At 35.8% G+C, this 17,047-nt stretch carries 15 protein-coding genes; 13 read left to right on the top strand and 2 right to left on the bottom strand.

What is annotated here, in order from left to right; genetic code table 11:
• Position 1 precedes the first annotated feature (1 nt).
• The 13 genes from rfbG to FHW89_RS17885 all read left to right on the top strand — a co-directional run bounded on the left by rfbG (position 2) and on the right by FHW89_RS17885 (position 13,528).
• Complete coding sequence (gene rfbG, locus FHW89_RS17945) at positions 2 to 1,084, top strand: CDP-glucose 4,6-dehydratase (RefSeq protein ID WP_172336432.1); 1,083 nt, start codon at positions 2 to 4, stop codon at positions 1,082 to 1,084.
• Positions 1,084 to 2,154 carry an NAD-dependent epimerase/dehydratase family protein gene (locus FHW89_RS17940; RefSeq protein WP_172336431.1) on the top strand — a complete coding sequence of 357 codons (1,071 nt, stop codon included), beginning with the start codon at positions 1,084 to 1,086 and terminating at the stop codon, positions 2,152 to 2,154. Before rfbG ends, FHW89_RS17940 begins: the two co-directional genes overlap by 1 nt.
• A complete protein-coding gene (locus FHW89_RS17935; protein ID WP_172336430.1) occupies positions 2,141 to 3,859 on the top strand; it encodes a thiamine pyrophosphate-binding protein in 1,719 nt (572 codons plus the stop codon). The genes FHW89_RS17940 and FHW89_RS17935 overlap by 14 nt, the downstream gene beginning before the upstream one ends.
• A 42-nt stretch (positions 3,860 to 3,901) precedes the next feature.
• Positions 3,902 to 5,206: a lipopolysaccharide biosynthesis protein RfbH gene (gene rfbH / locus FHW89_RS17930; protein ID WP_172336429.1), complete on the top strand. Its 1,305-nt coding sequence runs from the start codon at positions 3,902 to 3,904 to the stop codon at positions 5,204 to 5,206.
• A 94-nt stretch (positions 5,207 to 5,300) separates the two neighbouring features.
• Complete coding sequence (locus tag FHW89_RS17925; protein ID WP_172336428.1) at positions 5,301 to 6,236, top strand: glycosyltransferase family 2 protein; 936 nt, start codon at positions 5,301 to 5,303, stop codon at positions 6,234 to 6,236.
• 73 nt (positions 6,237 to 6,309) lie between these two features.
• Complete coding sequence (locus FHW89_RS17920) at positions 6,310 to 7,722, top strand: oligosaccharide flippase family protein (protein ID WP_253952264.1); 1,413 nt, start codon at positions 6,310 to 6,312, stop codon at positions 7,720 to 7,722.
• 65 nt (positions 7,723 to 7,787) lie between these two features.
• The gene (locus FHW89_RS17915) at positions 7,788 to 8,654 is read left to right on the top strand and encodes a sugar transferase (RefSeq protein ID WP_253952263.1); all 867 of its coding nucleotides are present in this window, start codon (positions 7,788 to 7,790) and stop codon (positions 8,652 to 8,654) included.
• Entirely contained in the window at positions 8,651 to 9,271 is a 621-nt protein-coding gene (locus tag FHW89_RS29065; RefSeq protein WP_172336425.1) for a CatB-related O-acetyltransferase, read from the top strand. The genes FHW89_RS17915 and FHW89_RS29065 overlap by 4 nt, the downstream gene beginning before the upstream one ends.
• A gap of 8 nt (positions 9,272 to 9,279) precedes the next feature.
• Positions 9,280 to 9,879, top strand: a complete 600-nt coding sequence (locus tag FHW89_RS28860; protein ID WP_172336424.1) for an acyltransferase — start codon at positions 9,280 to 9,282, stop codon at positions 9,877 to 9,879.
• A complete protein-coding gene (locus tag FHW89_RS17900; protein WP_172336423.1) occupies positions 9,876 to 10,625 on the top strand; it encodes a glycosyltransferase family 2 protein in 750 nt (249 codons plus the stop codon). The genes FHW89_RS28860 and FHW89_RS17900 overlap by 4 nt, the downstream gene beginning before the upstream one ends.
• Positions 10,618 to 11,856, top strand: a complete 1,239-nt coding sequence (locus tag FHW89_RS17895) for an O-antigen ligase family protein (protein WP_172336422.1) — start codon at positions 10,618 to 10,620, stop codon at positions 11,854 to 11,856. The genes FHW89_RS17900 and FHW89_RS17895 overlap by 8 nt, the downstream gene beginning before the upstream one ends.
• Entirely contained in the window at positions 11,817 to 12,392 is a 576-nt protein-coding gene (locus FHW89_RS17890; RefSeq protein WP_172336421.1) for a WcaF family extracellular polysaccharide biosynthesis acetyltransferase, read from the top strand. Before FHW89_RS17895 ends, FHW89_RS17890 begins: the two co-directional genes overlap by 40 nt.
• Positions 12,380 to 13,528 (top strand): glycosyltransferase, encoded by a 1,149-nt coding sequence (locus FHW89_RS17885; protein WP_172336420.1) that lies wholly within the window; start codon positions 12,380 to 12,382, stop codon positions 13,526 to 13,528. The genes FHW89_RS17890 and FHW89_RS17885 overlap by 13 nt, the downstream gene beginning before the upstream one ends.
• Positions 13,529 to 13,613: 85 nt before the next feature.
• On the opposite strand, the gene FHW89_RS17880 is transcribed toward FHW89_RS17885, so the two are convergent.
• Together FHW89_RS17880 and FHW89_RS17875 are read right to left on the bottom strand one after the other, a co-directional pair.
• Positions 13,614 to 14,714 carry an acyltransferase gene (locus tag FHW89_RS17880; protein ID WP_172336419.1) on the bottom strand — a complete coding sequence of 367 codons (1,101 nt, stop codon included), beginning with the start codon at positions 14,712 to 14,714 and terminating at the stop codon, positions 13,614 to 13,616.
• A 255-nt stretch (positions 14,715 to 14,969) separates the two neighbouring features.
• A complete protein-coding gene (locus tag FHW89_RS17875; RefSeq protein WP_172336418.1) occupies positions 14,970 to 16,958 on the bottom strand; it encodes a right-handed parallel beta-helix repeat-containing protein in 1,989 nt (662 codons plus the stop codon).
• Between the last annotated feature and the right edge of the window lie 89 nt (positions 16,959 to 17,047).

Here is a 17,047-nt window from a genome sequence, read left to right as displayed (position 1 = left end):
TATGTATAATAAATTAGTTTCGGCATATAAAGGGAAAAAGATCTTTTTAACCGGGCATACCGGTTTTAAAGGGTCGTGGTTGCTCAAAACATTAACTATATTGGGAGCTGATGTAAAGGGCTACGCCCTGGCTCCCGAAAATGAGGAAAATTTATATAATTTAATACAAGGCGATAAACTATGTGAATCTGTAATAGCAGATTTAAGGGATAAAGAGAAGTTGGTAAGTAGTATTAAAGAGTTCGAGCCTGATTTTATTTTTCATCTTGCAGCGCAGCCCCTGGTTAGGTTATCATATGAATTCCCGGCAGAAACTTTTGAGATCAATGCAATTGGTACGGCTAACCTGTTAGAAGGTGTAAGGGCCTTAAATAAGCCATGTAACATCATTCTAATAACAACGGATAAAGTATATCATAATAATGAATGGGTATATCCTTATCGCGAGAATGACAGGTTAGGAGGATACGATCCATACAGTGCAAGTAAGGCCTGTGCCGAACTGGTAATAAATTCTTATCAAAAATCGTTTTTTAATATTAATAATTATCACGAACACCAGAAGGCTATTGCGGTAGGCCGGGCTGGTAATGTTATAGGTGGAGGCGATTGGTCAAAAGATCGTTTAATACCAGACATTGCAAGAGCGCTGGGGAATAATAAAAAGATAACTGTCAGAAACCCTGTCTCTGTAAGACCCTGGCAGCATGTATTAGAGCCATTGGTTGGATATTTATTATTAGGCGAAAAGTTATTGGCTGATGCCATTAAATATGCCGAACCGTACAATTTTGGCCCTTACGGAGAGGATGCCTTGCCCGTAAAAGCGATGGTTGAACTCGCCATTGAAATATGGGGTAAAGGCGAATATGAAGTACCGCAGTTGTCTAATCAACCACATGAGGCGGGTTTATTAAAGCTGGATATCAGCAAAGCTATAGACCAACTCGGTTGGAAACCGCAATTAAATGCAAAAAAGGCAGTTGAATATACAATTGATTGGTATAAAAGCTTTTTTGAAGATAAGGCAGGTATGGATAAATATACCGAAAAACAAATAACAGGTTTTTTAAATTTAAATTAATGACAACCAACAGTATCATCAACGAAGATTTAGAAAACATATATAAGGCAGATATAAATTGGTCGCGATTTGCTGGTAAAACTGTATTAATTACAGGTGCCAATGGATTTTTGCCCGCGTATTTGGTGGAAACTCTTCTGTATGTTGGTGATCGTTTCGTGGATAAAAAAGTTAAAGTAATTGGCCTGGTACGGAATATTGAGAGGGCCAAAAAAAGGTTTGCAGACTATCTATCAAATAGCAACCTGATATTTATTGAGCAGGATGTTGTAGAAGAAATCCGGCTGGATACAAATGTTGACTTTATTATACATGCGGCCAGCCAGGCAAGCCCTAAGTATTACGGCACCGATCCGGTTGGTACACTGAATGCAAATGTGCTGGGAACCAGTAATCTGCTAAATTTGGCTAAAGATCACAAAGTAGAGTCTTTTTTGTTTTTTAGTTCAAGTGAAGTATACGGATCATTAACAAATGACCAAATGCCGGTAAATGAAGATCACTATGGCTATCTAAATCCATTAGTAGTAAGATCATGCTATGCAGAAAGTAAGCGAATGGGTGAAAATATGTGTGCAAGCTATTCTCATCAATACCAGGTAAACACCAAAATAATTCGACCATTTCACACTTATGGGCCAGGAATGGATCTTAACGATGGTCGGGTGTTTGTTGATTTTGTTGCCGACGTTTTAAAAGGGGAAAATATAGTTATTAAAAGTGATGGTACAGCTAAAAGAGCCTATTGCTATATAACTGATGCCATAATAGCCTATTTTAAAGTATTACTTAACGGCAAAAATGGAGAGGCCTATAACGTAGGTAACCCATATAATGAACATAGTGTAAGTGAACTTGCAAACATTATGGTATCGCTATTTGAGGGCGAACCTTTAAAGGTTATTATGGAAAACAAAAGTAATGGTTCATACTTACCATCACAGGTTAGCCGTATTGTACCAGACATTAATAAGTTAAAAGACCTTGGTTGGGAACCAAAAGTTTCCGCAAAAGAAGGCTTTTACCGAACAGTAACGAGTTATAAAAACATTTACAATGAAAGCATCTGATTACATAGCCAAATTTTTGGAGCAAAAGGGGGTTAAATATGTTTTTGAGCTCTCGGGCGGGATGATAACCCACCTGCTTGATTCACTAAATCAAAAAACAGCTATTAATATTGTAACAATGCACCACGAACAGGCTGCGGCATTCGCTGCCGATGCTTATGGACGCGTTACAGGAATACCCGGTGTTGCCTTAGCTACCAGTGGTCCTGGTGCCACAAACCTGATCACAGGAATTGGAAGTTGTTACTTTGATTCAACTCCGGCGGTTTTTATAACCGGGCAGGTTAATCGCCATGAACAAAAGGGTGATAGGAATATCAGACAATTGGGCTTCCAGGAAACGGATATTATTTCGATGGTGAAGCCCATTACTAAAGCATGTTATAAGGTTGAACACCAGGACGATTTGCCTTTGATTTTGGAAGAGGCATTTGCAATAGCTGTAGAAGGGCGCCCCGGTCCTGTTTTGATTGACATTCCCATGGATGTTCAAAGATCAGCAATCACTGTTCCTGCACCTAATTTAGATCCAATTGTGCCGCTAACACCCTCAGCTGAAGTTTTAGAAGAAATTGTTGCTGATATTCATAATGCTCAGCGTCCGTTGCTTTTGGTAGGCAGGGGAGTAAGATCGGCATTTGCAATAGATGCGATGAAAGCATTTATTGAAAAAACAAATGTTCCTGTTATAACCACCCTTTTAGCGGTTGATGCCATAGAATTTACACACCCGTCACGAGTGGGTTTTATTGGTAGTTATGGCAACAGGTGGGCGAATGTTGCCTTTGGCGAATGCGATCTGCTTATTGTAGTAGGTAGCCGTCTTGATATCAGGCAAACAGGCGCCGACACTAAATTTTTTGAAAATCGTAAGATTTATCATATTGATTGCGAACCGGGTGAAATTAACAACCGGGTTAAAGGCTGTGTACCCGTAGTTGCAGATGCAAAGAAGTTCCTGGAGAACTTTAATGAATTTACAATTACAGAAGAGTTTGTTAAGCCTGTACTATGGTATAATTACATTAATGAATTAAGGGCGCAATGGCCAGATACAAAAGAGCTTGCGCCCAATGGTATAAATCCTAATGTGTTTATGCACAGTTTGTCAAAAAATTCACCTTTGGCAAAATGTTATATTGCGGATGTCGGAAGTCACCAGATGTGGACAGCACAGTCAATTGAATTAGCTGAGGATCAGTTATTTTTAACCTCGGCTGGTATGGGAGCCATGGGTTACGCTTTACCCGCTGGTATCGGTGCAAGTTTTGCCCTGGATAGGCAACCGGTAGTAACCATTATAGGCGATGGTTGTATGCAAATTAACATACAGGAGTTGCAAACTATATCAAGAAATAAACTCCCGGTAAAGGTGATCATCATGAATAACAAAAATCTGGGCATGATTCGTCAGTTTCAGGATAGTTATTTTGAATCAAGGTATCAGTCAACATATTGGGGATATAGCGCGCCGGATTTTGAAAAAGTAGCAAAGGCATACGAAATAAACAGCATAACCATTTCAAAGGAAGAGGAGATTGAGGATGCAGTGAAGTGGATGTGGAATGATACGAATAAAGATGCTCCTGTTCTACTCCAGATCATGATAGATCCTTATACCAATACGTATCCAAAAATAGCGTTTGGCAAACCGATAACAGAGATGGAGCCATTTGCTAAACCTATTGAAATGGAAAGCACCTAATTAATCACAGTAAAAAATCAGTAAAAAATAGCAATAATACCCATGTTAAAAAATATAACGGATCCCGAACTTGAAAAAAGTCTTAGAGAGATAGCTCGAAAGAAAACTACTCAGATTATAGTTCCTGGTCAAAATTATATACCTGTTACAGGTAAGGTCTTAAATGAGGAGGATATATTATTAGGCGTTGATGCTACGCTTGACGGATGGCTAACGGCAGGTCGTTTTGCTAATGATTTTGAGTATAAGTTCGCTCAATATTTCGGAGCCAACAAAGCACTTTTAGTAAACTCAGGATCCTCTGCAAATTTAGTGGCTTTTTATACCTTAACATCCCCTAAATTGGGCGATAGGGCAATTAAACCTGGCGATGAAGTAATCACTGTAGCCGCAGGTTTTCCAACCACTGTTAACCCAATTGTGCAATTTGGCGCAATCCCTGTTTTTGTTGATGTTGATGTGGCAACCCACAATGTAAAGGCAGAACTTATTGAATCGGCTGTGTCACCAAAAACGAAAGCTATAATGATCGCACATTCCTTAGGTAATCCATTCAATTTGGATGAGGTAATGCGGGTGGCTAAAAAATATAATCTTTGGGTTGTTGAAGATGATTGCGACTCCTTAGGCGCTACTTACAGGGGCCAAAAAACCGGAACATTTGGAGATATTGCCACTTTTTCATTTTATCCGGCGCATCATATTACCATGGGCGAGGGCGGTGCCGTTTTAATTAATAATGCAGAACTGGCTAAGCTAGCAGAAAGCTTTAGGGATTGGGGCAGAGACTGTTATTGCGAGCCTGGAAAAGATAATACCTGCGGATGTAGGTTTTCGCAGCAATTAGGCTCATTACCATACGGATACGATCATAAATATACTTATTCTCATATCGGTTTCAATTTAAAGGTTACAGATATGCAGGCCGCTTTTGGCGTTTCGCAATTAAATAAGGTTGATGAGTTTGTTGCAAAACGCCGTCAGAATTACAAACTGCTTTATGACAGAATGAAGGAGTTTGAAGAAATATTTATTCTTCCTGAGCCTACAGAACATAGCGATCCATCCTGGTTTGGCTTTTTATTAACTTTAAGAGAAGGGGATGCTGCCGACAGGCATATGCTGGTTCAGCACCTTGAAGAAAACAAAATAGGAACACGTTTATTATTTGCAGGTAACTTATTGAGGCAGCCTGCCTATGCAAATGTTGAGCACAGAGTAGTAGGGGATCTAACCAATACCGATATTATCATGAACCAATCTTTTTGGTTAGGTGTTTGGCCCGGTCTGAATGAAACTCATTACGACTATATTGCTAAAGTCATCAGGGATTATATCAATTCTTAACTTACCCGCTTATTTATGTTAATTGTTGCAAGTTACCTTGCAACAATTAACAATTTAAGTAAATAATCGCGTCTGCAATCACATAATTTATCAAATGTTAAGCATCTTAATTCCAACGTATAACCGTAGCGAGTTCTTATTGAAAAATTTGAATATTTTATTTGATATCATTAAGAAGGCCGGGTTTTCAGATGAAATTACCATTATAATATCCAATAACGGTTCGCCGGACGACACCCAGGAAGTAATTGAAAACTTTAGCAAAACCCATGATTTAAATATCGTTGCTTATGAGCAAAAGGAGAATCTGGGTGTTAAGACCAATGTTTTATTTTTATTGGAAAAGTGTACGGATGAGTATGTAATGTTTTTAGGTGATGATGATTATATCAGCTATGAATACCTTACTGAATGTATGGATATACTTCGCCGGGATAAATCTACGTATGCAATTATCCCTAATTTTGTACCCGTTTCAGTAAATGATGAAATATTAGGCCCTCCAAGAGATAAAATGGATCAAATAAAGTGCTTTGAGCCGGGTTTTAAGACGCTGCTAATCAATTCATTTAAAGGCCACCAATTAAGTGGATTAACCCTGAAAAGGGAGGGACTGCGAGAAGTTTATTTAGAACATAAAGTAGATAACCTTTATCAGTTTATTTATTTTGCAAGTATCTGGTGTTTAAAAGGTACTGTATACAATTTAAGTAACCTCCCGGTTAAAGTAACACAGCCTGTGAAAAAAAAGGATTGGGGCTACGGAGATGATGGGTCAGTGAATGAAATATTCGACAATTACAAAAAACTTCCGGTAAACTATTTTCAGCGTTTTGCATTGGAATTATATTTTATGCATAAAAACCTGATAAGGTTAACAATGTATAAATCACAAGGGACGGCTAAATATCTTAAGGCCTTTTATAAAATTTCCTTTGCTAAGAATGCAACTACGCTGTTTTCAATTGTTTACCCTTTCTACGTTCCTGCGAGGTGGGCAATAAGTTCGCTAAAAAGAGTTATCAAGTAATATTAAATTATAGTAAGATTTATTTTCAGATCAGACAATATATCTCATGAATAATAAATTTTATGTATAAACAATGAGCTTTAAAAAAAATCTATTTAAAAATATATTGGTTTCTGGGGGGTATACTTATCTCTCACAGTTAATAAATTTTGCTTCATCAATTATAGTTTCAAGAATATTAACTCCAGCAAACTATGGCTTGATGGGATTAATAACTGTGTTCACCGGATTTATCTTAATCTTCTCTGATGGCGGACTTTCTTATGCCCTGATCAGGAGTGATTATGGAAGAACTTATCAGCGCATTTTAACAAATTTATCGTGGATATTAGGATCGGTATTATTCCTGATAACCGTGATCATGGCTTACCCGATATCACTTTTTTATAAAAACAGTCAGCTGTTTTGGCCCACAATCGTATTATCAACAACGTTTTTAATACGTGGTTTAAGTTTAGCTCAGGGAGCATTATTAGCTAAACAATTGAAGTTTGGTTTTATTGGTAAGGTAACGCTGATATGTATGGTGATCTCGGTGATCATAACTATTATACTGGCTTATCTGGGTGCCGCATATTGGTCTTTGGTAATACCGCAAATTTTTACCGCTATTATAACTGCTATATATTATGAAAGGGAGGTGAAACTGGGCTTTAAAATATTTCCTTTAAGCTATATAAAAGTAGGGTTTAAACACACTAAAAGATTAATTGGGAGTGTGATTGGTTTCAATACCATTAACTACTGGTCAAGAAATACCGACAATATGCTTGTTGGTAAAATGTATGGCGCTGCAGATCTAGGTATTTATAATAGAGCTTATTCCTTATTAATTTTACCATTGAGTTTAATTACAGGTTTGTTTAATACCATACTCTTCCCAAGTATGAAAAAACTACAAACCGAAGGAGGAGATATAGAATCTGAATATTACTTTGTATTGCGGGTAATAACCTTCCTGAGCTATCCTTTGGTAATTATATTTATATTATTTCCGCACCAGTTAGTTTTGTTATTATGGGGTAAAAACTGGCTCCAGGTAGCTGTACTGTTACCCTATTTTGGATTGTTGATATTTACCCAAACGTTATCATCAACATGCGGATCTTTATTGATATTATATAAAAAGGAACGCGAATTTATGATATCAGGGTGGGTAGGAGCCTTTTTCCTCATCAGTGCAATTGTAATAGGTGCATTTATTTCACTAAAAGCAATCGCGCAGTTTTACTCAATTTCTTTTTTCTTATTTGTATTGAGTTTCACCGTTTATTACACATTTGTTTATAGTCTTAAATTCAATAAAGCCAGAGTATGGGGATTTTGGATGCCCAAGATATTGTTTTCCACTTTAATATGGCTTTCGCTTTATTTTGATGTTTTGTTGATGAAACAGGTGCTACTTGGATTATTGACCGCATACTTATTTTTTGACTGCAGGAAGGAAATAGGGAAAATTATATTGCTAATAAAGAAGAGGATATGAATTTAGCACCCATCGTATTATTTGTTTATAACAGACCGGTACATACGCAAAAAACGCTCGAGGCTTTGTCAAATAATGAATTGGCAGATAAAAGCACGTTATACATATATGCGGATGGCCCCAAAGCGGATGCCACAGATTCCCAACTAAAAAAAATCGACGAAACAAGGAATATCATTCGAGCAAGGAAGTGGTGTAAGGAAGTAATTATAATAGAATCTCAAAGTAATAATGGTTTGGCTAATTCCATAGTTAAAGGAGTAACTGACGTTGTTAATAAGCATGGGAAGATCATAGTTTTAGAGGATGATTTGATCACTTCTGTAGGATTTCTGAAATATATGAATGATGCTTTAACCCTTTATGAGCCCGAGAGCAAAGTAATGCATGTGAGTGGGTATATATACCCTGTTAAAACGAAAGATCAAGGTAATGAAACCTTTTTTTTAAATATTTTATCTTGCTGGGGTTGGGGGACCTGGGCGAGGGCGTGGAAGCACTATGACCATGATACCAACGTACACTTGGAGCGCCTGAATTCAAAAAAGAAGATCAAGGATTTTAACATCCAGGGACATGCCGATTATTATTACCAATTGATTTTAAACAGAGATGGTAAATTATATACCTGGGCGGTTAAATGGTATGCATCGTGGTTATTTGCAGGGGGATATTCATTGTTTCCTTATAAATCGTTAACCCTTAATAATGGATTTGATGATACCGGTACTAATTCAAAAAGTGAATCGGGATTCTATTCAGCCCCGACAGATTATATTGAAGTAACTAAAACAGATCTTAAAGAAGATTTATATTATAAAAAACAAGTAGATAATTTTTACGCTAAAACAATTCCGCATTATAAAATTAAATTCATTCTGCTTTTAAAAAAATACAATATTTACTCAACTTTAAAAAAACTCGTTAAATGATAGTTAACAGAATTAAGAAGCTGCTCTCATTTTTTTTAAATATTCTTTACTATGGAAATAGTAAAGTAAATATCCGGGTTGGTAAGTCTGTAAAATTATATTCAATATATAAGTTATATAATGTTGAAGTAGGCGATTATACCTACATCGCACCTAATTCCAATATCACTGATACAGTTATTGGTAAATTTTGCTCTATTGGTCCTAATTTAGTTTGTGGTTTGGGTATCCATCCTACAAATGGTATATCAACGGCCCCAATGTTCTATTCCGCCTATAAACAAAACGGGATAACTTTGTGTAAGGAGGACAAGATTACAGAAAATTTACCCGTAAACATTGGTAATGATGTATTTATAGGTGCCAATGTTACCATATTGGGAGGTGTTACAATAGGAGATGGAGCTGTTATTGGCGCTGGTGCCGTGGTAAGTAAAAATATTCCGCCATATGCAATTGCCGTTGGAACGCCGATAAAAGTCGTTAAATACCGATTTGATGAGGATAAGATAAAGGCATTATTGAAAATTAAGTGGTGGGACTGGGAAGAAGATAAACTACCTTTGATTGAAAAATACATATTCAATACGGATGATTTTTTAAAACTATATAACTAATTACATAAGTGAATAAGCTTTTATACTATATATCATACATCTGGAATTATTTGATTCTTAATTTAGTTAAGGCAGAATATGCGGGTTTTCCAACTATTGTTGGGTTTATTGGTATTAAGGGCTTTAAAGGCAAAATTTATTTTGGGAAAAATGTTTTAATTAACTCCAATAAATGGAGTAATCCTGTTGGGCTATCATCGAGCACTTATTTATGTGTAAATCAAAATGCCGTTATTGAAATAGGGAATAATGTGGGCATTTCTAATGCTTTGCTTTATGCACGTGAAAAGATCACCATCGAAGACGATGTTATAATAGGCGGAGGGTGCCAGATACTGGATAATGACTTTCATTGCCTTGATTATGCTATACGAAGAACCCATCTTGACCAGGAAAATGTGGTTTCGGCAAAAATAGTTATTAGAAAAGGTGTGTTTATAGGAACGGGGTCAATTGTGTTAAAAGGGGTTGAAATTGGAGAGCAGAGTATAATTGCAGCAGGCTCCGTAGTTACAAAAAACATACCCTCGTTTGAAATTTGGGGAGGAAATCCTGCAAAATTTATAAGAGGGATCAGCAACCCCAGTATAAAACCGGATAGTTTATGATAGAGTTTTCAATTATAATAGCAACGTATAACTCTGAAGATGTAATTGGGCATTGTTTGCAAAGTGTTGTAGACCAAACATACCAGAATTATGAAATAATCATAGTAGACGGTAATTCTAAAGATTCAACGCTAAGTGAAGTTGGAAAATTTTCCTCGCATATTGCGCATACAGTTTCAGAACCTGATAAAGGAGTTTATGATGCGTGGAATAAAGGATTAAAATTAGCCTCGGGAAACTGGATTATGTTTGTGGGTTCTGATGATCAGTTATTACCTGATTGTTTACAATCATACCACGAATTTATTATTCAGAACAAGTTAGAAGGAATTGATTTTATTTCATCAAAAAATGTCTTGCTGAATAATAAGGGTGAAGTTTTAAAAACTTTAGGTGGCGAGTGGACATGGAATGTTTTTAAAAAATATATGAATTTGGCACATGTTGGTGCACTGCATCATAAATTGTATTTTGAAAAATATGGGATTTTTAATGACAGCTATAAAATAGCAGGTGATTATGAATTGCTTTTACGTGCAAAACATAATTTAAAAGCTAAATTCCTTGATAAGGTCAATGCAAAAATGGGATATGGTGGTATAAGTACAGCAAGTGCAAGGGTCTTTAAAGAAACTTTTAAAGCCAAAAATACATCAGGAGGAGTAAGGTTTTTAAGTTGTTTTATTGACGATTTAATAGCCAGGTTAAAGTATTTTTATCGTAAAACTGTACGTAATTATGAATAAATACTTATTGCATAGTACACTTTTATGTGTTTTTAGCGAGGCTTTGGCATTATATGGCAGAGGCAACGGTGTCGATCTTAAATTATTCTATTTTATTCTACCAATAAATTTCGCACTGCTTATTTTTCAGCAAGGTAACTTAAAATTCCCTCAATACTTTGGTTATATTTTTGGCTTTCTTTTTCTATCGTGCATATTTTCGATAGTGTTTTTATATAACAGTCCAACAAAAGGCTACTTTCAGCTAATAGGTATAACCTTCGTTTCGTTGTATTTTTACAATTTTATCAGGTACTTTTCGCAAAACGGATGGTTTTTAGTGGTAATTAAAACCTATTTACAATACGCCTATTGGGTTAGTATTCTGGGAATAATATTGTTTGTAGTGATCTTTGGCTTATTGGGTGAGCGTTCATACAGGTTACATAGCATAATGGCCGAACCGGCTCACTTTGCGGGTATTGTGCTCCCGGCATTCTTTATATTGATGAAGAATAAAAAGGTTAATTCTATTAAATTTTACGTGATACTCTTTTCGCTGATACTTACCTTCTCTTCTGTTGGTTACCTTGGCATATTTGTTTCCTTATTTTTATACCAGGAAAATAAATTTGCTTTTCGTAATCTATTTATCTTTCTGATCATATACCTATCAGTAACGCTTGCGTATGTATTTGTTGATGATTTTAGATTAAGGGTTGATGATACCACACAATCCTATGTTTCTAATGATGTTGAGGGAGCTAATTTAAGTACATACGCCTTAATATCTAATATGTTTGTTACCGAACAGGTTTTTCAAAATAACCCTGTTTTTGGGGCCGGTTTAGGCTCGCACCCCGAGAGTCATAAATTGTACATTTCAAAACTTCCCGGCCAGGAAACCTTTATTGATAAAGGAAGTAATTTAGCCAATCTTAACGCCGATGATGCTAACTCTTTATTTTTAAGAATTCTATCAGAACTTGGTATAACCGGAATTGTTTTTGTGCTGCTCTTCCTGATCAAGGATTATTCAAATAAAAATTTGTTTAGCAGCATCATATCAAGAGCGTTGCTAATTTATTTCATATATAAATTGTTTAGAGAAGGAAACTACTTTTCGCCCGAAATGTACTTCTTTGTTTTTCTATATTATTTTAACAGGATCGTCAATTATTCTGTCGACGATTTCAATCAAATAGTTACGTCATGGATTTCGAAGAAAACGCTCAACATCAGGTTAAGTTAAGGGAGTTCAATCCGAGTGCCGGGTATGTTAGAGGGGCCGGGGTTTTAAAAGAATCAATATGGTATATTATCAAAGTGATGTTTTTTTTGAGCGCTCTTCCGTATCCTTATAGTTTTAAAAGATTTTTACTCAAGCTATTTGGTGCTAAAATGGGAAATAATATCGTTATTAAACCACGGGTCAACATCCACATGCCATGGCATCTGACTATAGGCAATGATGTTTGGATAGGGGAAGAAGTTTATTTATTAAACCTGGTACCAATTACCATTGGTAATGACGTATGCATATCCCAGCGTGCGTTTTTGTGTACCGGAAATCATGACTATCGAAAACCAAGCATGGATTACCGCAATCAGCCCATTATTTTAAATGATGGATGTTGGGTAGGGGCTTCTGCATTTGTTGGTCCTGGTGTCACTATAGGTAGCAATACGGTCATTGCAGCAGGTGGGGTAGTAACCAGTACAACCGAATCTAATGTTATTTATAAGGGTAATCCGGCTTTAATAAAAGGGAACAGATGGGGAGCGTAATAAAAAAAAATATTATTGTAAATGCAGTATCTCTTAAAAATGGAGGCGCGCGTACTATACTTTTACAGTTTTTTAATCAATTGATCCTTAAACAAAACGATTTTAAAGATTTTGATTTTTACTTATTTGTATGTGATGGGGTTGTGCTAGAGGCCAGGGACATACCGGAGTCAATACAGATAGTACATTTACCCGTTAACAATATTGTTGATCGAATAAAATGGGAAGTGTCTGGTTTACGAAAATGGATCAAAGAAAAGCATCTGAATGTCTCACTTTTTGTGTCTCTGCAAAGCATCGGGTTTTTCTTCAACAATAAAAACCAATTAATATATTATCATAATCCAATTCCGGTTTATCCCAAGCGATGGAATATCTGGAAAAAGAGCGAAACCAAACTGTGGATATATAAAACCATTTTCCGAAAAATAATGAAATGGTCATATAACGATAATTCAATTTTTATAGCACAGGTTAAATGGGTTAAACAAGCCTTAGTGGATACTTTTCATATTAAGGATGATCAGATTCATATCATCAAACCTGATATTTCCTCGTTTCAAAACCGGATTCATTTTTTGAAAGATAGCGACGCTCATCAGTCCGATTTGAATTATATATATTTTCCAGCTACCGAATATCCTTACAAGAATCACTTATTTATTGTAAATGTTTTAAGCCGGCTTTTAGAGATCGCCCCTGCAGAAGAACGATTACTTAGTACCTGGAAAATTATTTTTACACTTGATGTAAACACAAGCGGCATATATCAAATCATTAAGCAAAGAGGCCTGGAAAAGTATTTTTTGTTTACAGGGCACGTTTCTTATGACGAGGCGATGGCGTACTATCAAAAGTCAAAATTGATCCTGTTTCCAAGTTATATTGAAACGTTTGGTTTGCCATTGATTGAAGCCGCATTTTTTGGAAAGAAGATATTAGCATCCGATCTTTCTTTTGTATCAGAGGTTTTGCATGATTATAATGGCTTGCAAATGATAACGCTTACCGATGAAGATGCTTGGGCTAAGGCATTATTAGATAATATAAACCATACTACAAGCTTTGATTCGTACCTGCCTGATTATGAAACAGGATGGAATGATTTTTTTGATTTGATAAAGCGATACGCTTAATTACAAACAATAGCATTCCCGCAAACCGATCTACATATTTAGGATACGGTAAGTAAATCTGTTTATATAATCGTATTCAATTAACTCAATTAGTTGCGGGAACTGATTCTGCTTTCTTTACCTGGTAACGATTCTTAAGTTTTAAAATCGGCGTTTCAACGTACTTGAAGGATAAGGCTGCTAAACCAAAAGAAATAGCAATCCGTGCTACATTTACAGTTACTATGCTAACTATGCTTTTAGGATCTATGAGTGAATCTGAGGCCAAAAAGATAGGTAGATGGTAAGCATAAATTCCGTAAGATCGCTTTCCGATCCAGGAGAGCACCTTGCTGCTGAAAATAGCATGATGTTGTTTTTTGATGGCAAACCATACGGTACCTACACACAATAGATTGGTGAGTATAAATCCACCGTTATTCAAATAAACATCGTCCTTATCAATTTTTAACAAAATAAAAACGAAGGCTAAAAGAAGGAATACGATGAGTAAAGCTATGTTCGTCCTGTTTTTCGTGTTGATATCTTCACGTTGAATCTCCGCGGGTATAAAAGCTAATAAAGAACCCAATAAAATGCTGTCGATTCTGCAAACAGTGAACCTGTAAGCATCTATTGTTATCAGATGGAAATGATGATTCTGATGGAAAGCCAGTATCCTGAGAATAGTTACGATAACAAGTAAGGTCACCATAAAATTAATTCGACCGTGAAAAGGCCTTTTGAATACAAAAAGAAGGGCGAATATGGGCCAAAAGAAATAAAAGTGTTCTTCAACAGATAAAGACCATAAATGAGCCATATTGCCGGGTACACTACGTATCAGGAAATTAGTAAAATAAAATAAGCCTGCAAATGTGGCTACTATTTGGTTAGCTCCCGGATCGAATTTGGTATAGCCCCATAGGATATTGGCTATAAGAATACATATTAATAAAGGAGGGAAAAGCCTTAACGCTCTTCGGATATAAAATTTTGAGAATGAAATACTTCCGAATGTGGAGTATTCATTTTGAAGTAATGATGTAATAAGATATCCACTGAGTACAAAAAATAGATCAACCCCGATCCAGCCCCCTTTAAAAAAAACGTGATTGCCGTGCAGAAGCATAACCAATACTATTGCAAATCCTCTTAAACAGTCAAAACTTTTTATATATTGAAGTTTAGGTATTGGGTTTCCCATATAATTTGTTGTTTTTTTAATTAAACTGAGTTAGATTAAAACGATATAGAGGTTCTTAGCCTGATAAAGTCAGGATATGATTCTCGCTCCAGCCTATTAGCCAGCCGAAAATAGGGAAAAATCGACATCAATTAATGAAGTTGAAGATTATTATGAAATTGGAAATAATTAGATGGGTTCATAATGGGGAGTTTTGAAAATTTGATTTTCAAAACTCCCCATAAACAAGTGAATAAGCCCTTTGCTGCAGTTTTATTATTGGAAACCTACTTTTGTTGTATCGATTTGTTTGAAGCTATTTGCCCTGTCGGTGTTTAACGATGATATATTTATTCGGGATGAAACTTGTTGCCGTTTTGAATGCAAATCTTTATCGGTGCTTATGGCATTTGAAGCGGCAGCGGTAGTTGCGGTAGCTGCTCTGCTAAGTTTATTTAATTGAGCGCCTGATTTGTTTTGAGTTAAATACGTATTGTAATCACTTTGAATAAAAGAAGAACTCCAATTTATATTTGTGGGATTGTTGTTTTCCTGGTACAAAACATTATTGGCAAATTTTAAAGAGATATTGTCTTTAAAGTTTCCAAACTGAACCTGACCGCCTGTATTATTTGCAAATATATTATTGGTTACGGTTATGTTCTGACATCTGTTTTGCATATAGCCAGCCGATTGGCAATGATCAACAATATTGTTGGTTACTGTAATGTTTTTAGACCCCTGGTCAATGTATATTCCCCAGGAACCATAGCTGTTAAACTTAAGATTTCTTACTATGTTATTTGATATAACAACATTTTCCATCATTCCTAAAGTATAAATACCCCCCAGGTCATCTAATAAACCGGTTCCAATATTTTCAACCCTATTTTTACTTATCGTTACATTATTGAGGATATTTGGAATGGTGCCATATCCCCAGCCTATTCCAATGGCAGAGTATTCTGCTCTATTAACGCTATTGTTGCTAATGCTGATGTTATTGCCGTTAACAACAAAAATTGGATTAGCAGCTGGCACAACCAGACCACTGTTGGTGATTTTGTTGTTGTCGATATTAACTTTGTTATTCAATATCTTGGTGTCATTGCCCGAGCCAGGGCTTCCAACTTTAACAGATCCGGCGCCCATATTACTAAAAATGCAATTGGTAACGGATACATTGTTATTAGATTTATAATACCAGATAGCATTTTTACCTATCCCTTTAAACGTGCATTTATTAAAAACAACGTTGTCTGTAAAATTTATCATTATAGCTGCATCTTCAGTAAAAGCAGAGGGGTTGGGATCTATGCTTCTGTCTGTATATCTGTAACCAAAATGCTCAAAGGTTATATTTTCAAAACGGATATTCTTTATTTTATTTAAAGCAGAACCTGTTATATCAAATATCCGGTCATTAACAGGAATATATACCTGACTGCTGTTAGGTGATACATTAAAGTACTGCGACAATACAGAGGCATCCGCATTTGCTACAGAAGCAGATGAAAGACTAATTAGTTTGAATCTTACCCCTTTTTTCCAGGGTGAGTAATCACTATTATTAAGCCCGGTAGTATATAATACATGTGTTTTAAAATTGATGCTATCTACCTTTCTGTAGCAATATGTCCAGTTGGCATAAATAATTATTCCAAAATGCCCGCTTTTTAAATCAGCAAGCCCAATAGATTTACTTACTTGCTCCGGGTCATAATAAAACAACTGCTTGTTATCATATATTCCTGTTCCTGTCTTCTTGGTCTCAAAGTTTGTTAAGGTAAAAAAAGATGTTTTGGGACTGCGTACATAATTTTTAAGAGAATTATCGGTAAAAACCTCATCAAATTTTATATTATTTAGCGGAAGCTTTGATGTGCTTATATCATTAAACGCTATTGAGCCGGTAAGCGTTACCGCTGGAATTTTATAGGGCTTAATGGTTAATGTATGTATAAAATAAGATTGATTTACAGCTGTTAACTTAACAGGACTTGCAATTAGATATTTGCTATCCATAATGAATATATTAATAGCTTCTCCATTTGCTAATTGGGGATCGCTCTTAATTGCGATAAAAAAAGCCCTTTGTAAAGTTGCTAATGGACCGGAATTGTTATTATGAACAGCATTTTTCCCGTCCCAGGTATCATTTCCGGCACTGCTTACATAAATGTCAAGGGCCCTTACAGGTAGCCAACAAAATTGAATTAATATAACCAGTATCAACAGAGCCCTGCAGTTTAATAACTTTTTCATAGTGTACACAAAGTAAATTAGGATCGACAAATAATTTAGTTTTTTACCATAACAAATATTTATTTATTATGTTCTTCATTTGTCTTGAA

It is taken from the genome of Mucilaginibacter sp. SG564 (genome assembly GCF_013149275.1).
Lineage (GTDB): Bacteria > Bacteroidota > Bacteroidia > Sphingobacteriales > Sphingobacteriaceae > Mucilaginibacter.
The sequence above is the reverse complement of the archived record's forward strand: the minus strand, read 5'-3'. Positions and strand labels throughout refer to the sequence as shown.